The 2402-nt window shown below is 58.7% G+C and carries 1 protein-coding gene and 1 pseudogene; one reads left to right on the forward strand and one right to left on the reverse strand.

Annotated elements, in window-relative coordinates:
- Positions 1-1931: UDP-forming cellulose synthase catalytic subunit (bcsA, locus tag ACP5E6_RS18375; RefSeq protein WP_427956787.1), on the forward strand; the 1931-nt coding region annotated here is incomplete at its 5' end.
- 286 nt (positions 1932-2217) lie between these two features.
- On the opposite strand, the pseudogene ACP5E6_RS18380 reads toward bcsA, so the two are convergent.
- Positions 2218-2319, reverse strand: a pseudogene (locus ACP5E6_RS18380) (type IV secretory system conjugative DNA transfer family protein); the annotation flags it as partial.
- Positions 2320-2402 lie beyond the last annotated feature (83 nt).

Genomic DNA, 2402 nt, shown 5'->3' on the forward strand with positions numbered 1-2402 from the left:
GTGTGACCGCAACCGTGCCCTATCGCTACGGCGAGATCGACGTGCTGCTCGGATTCATGCTGATTGCGGCTGAAGCGCACGGGGCGATCGCCATGGCTGTCGGGCAACTCGCCAATATCAAACCGACTGATCGCCGGCCACCGCGACTTCCCGACGACCCGTCGGCCCTTCCCCGCGTCGACATCTTCATCCCGACCTACAACGAAGATCCGGAGATCGTGACCACAACCATGATTGCCGCGACCCAGATGCGCTACCCCGCGGACCGGTTCCGGGTTTTCATCCTCGATGACGGCGGCACCGATGCCAAATGTGCGCAGCTTGGTGAAGCCGGCACCGCCGCCCGGGCCCGGGCGGCTCTACTCCAACACCAGGCCGCGACATACGGTGCGACCTACATGACGAGGTCGGAGAATAGTCACGCGAAGGCGGGGAACCTGAACGCCGCTCTCGCGCGCACTGACGGGGAACTGGTTCTCGTTCTCGATTGCGATCACGTGCCCACCGAGGATTTCCTTCGTCGCACTGTTGGCTTTTTCCTCGAAGATCCAAAGCTCTTCCTTCTTCAGACACCTCACAACTTCGTAACTAGCGACCCGATCGAGCGGAACCTCCGGACCCATCGGATCATGCCGGCAGAGAACGAGCTGTTCTACGCGGTGACGCAACCGGGTCTCGACTCCTGGGGCGCAGCATTCTTCTGTGGGTCTGCTGCGGTGCTGCGCCGATCAGCGCTCGATGATATCGGTGGGATTTCTGGCCGAACGATCACCGAGGATGCCGAGACCACCATCAAAGCTCTGAGCCGCGGATGGAAGACAGCCTTCTACAACCGGCCGATGGTCTCCGGCCTGCAGCCTGAGACCTTCACGGGGTTCGTTATCCAGCGCACGCGCTGGGCCCAGGGGATGATCCAGATATTCATTCTGGAGAATGTCTGGCTCAAACCTGGGCTGACCTTTATGCAGCGCCTGCTTTTCACCAACTCTGCGTTCTTCTGGCTGTTTCCAATTCCCAGGATGATTATGCTGGCGATGCCACCGGCTTTCCTGCTGTTTAATATGCGGATCGTCGATACCACGCCCACTGAAATTCTTGTTTATGCTGTGCCGTATTATATCGCAACAATCATCAACAGCCAGTACTTCTTTGGTCGCGTGCGATGGCCGCTCTTTTCGCAGGTCTATGAGACGGCCCAGTCGGTTTTCCTCACTATTGGTGTCTGGTCAGCGATCCGCCATCCGACACGACCAACTTTTAAGGTCACGCCTAAGGGGGAGATTCTCGGATCCGACTTCATCTCTGCCCTGATCAAGCCATTCTACGTCTTAGCAATTGTCAACTTTCTGGCACTTGTTGTAGGCACATGGCGACTGCTGACCGAGCCACGCTTGATCGCTACTCTGCTGTTTGTGGGGCTGTGGGCATGTTTCGACGCACTGATACTGGTCACTGTAATTGGAGCGTTGAGCGAGCGCCGCCAAACACGGCTACACCCTCGCGCCGAGCGGAGGGAGCCGATACGGATCCGGATCAACGGGGGCGTTTGGTATAGGGCTAAGACGCACGATCTTTCCCGCTACGGCGCCAGCATCTTTGTGCCGCCCGATCTCGGGGACGTCGCGGTCGGCGATTCCGTTGAGGTCGATTTTGTGATTCGCAAGCAGCACCTCATGGCGCGGGTGCGCGACATCAAAAGCTCTGCTGGACATACGAGGATTAGTCTGCGCTACGCCTTCGAAGGCCCCGAGTCCCAGCGTCTCGCAGTCCGCCTAGCGTTCGGTGACAGCGCAACTCTCGCGGGCCACGTAGCTAGGCGCCGAACTGGGCTGGGGCTTATCAAAGCAGCCGGCTTCTTGGTCAGCGTCGCGGCAAGCAATTTTTTCAGACATATCGGTGTGGCATGGCGATATGGGCAAGAAGCGCAATGATAAAGGTGAAAATCCGTGGTGCATAATCGGGAAAAGATCCGCGATGTGCACCGTTAGCCTACCCCGGGATTTTCGGATTGAGAAGGGCGTTAATGCAGGGCTGTGCAATGCTAACGCGGATGTGATCGGAGTTGGGGCGGCGAGGGCAAGAAGGACGATTCCCCTGCGGGGATTTGTCTGAACCGACCTTTCCCACGCCCGAAGATGCGGTCGATCCGCCCGACGGCGCGACGTTGTCGGAGGTGCTGGATACGCTGTCCCTTCCGACGAGCCCTCCGTAAGCGCTGCCCGCTCGGGAGCATTCCTGAACGGTCAATGACCAGTTCTCGCCCTTGATGTCGTGGACGATTGCCGATCCGGACCATGTCAGGAGCGTCGGCACTACCAGACAGGGGAATCGGGTGAAGGGGTTACGGCATAGGCGCTAAAATAGGTTGCGGACGGGGTATGTGATGTGAGGTTGTCGCTTTC

This window comes from Acidiphilium sp., from assembly GCF_049977125.1.
Lineage (GTDB): Bacteria > Pseudomonadota > Alphaproteobacteria > Acetobacterales > Acetobacteraceae > Acidiphilium.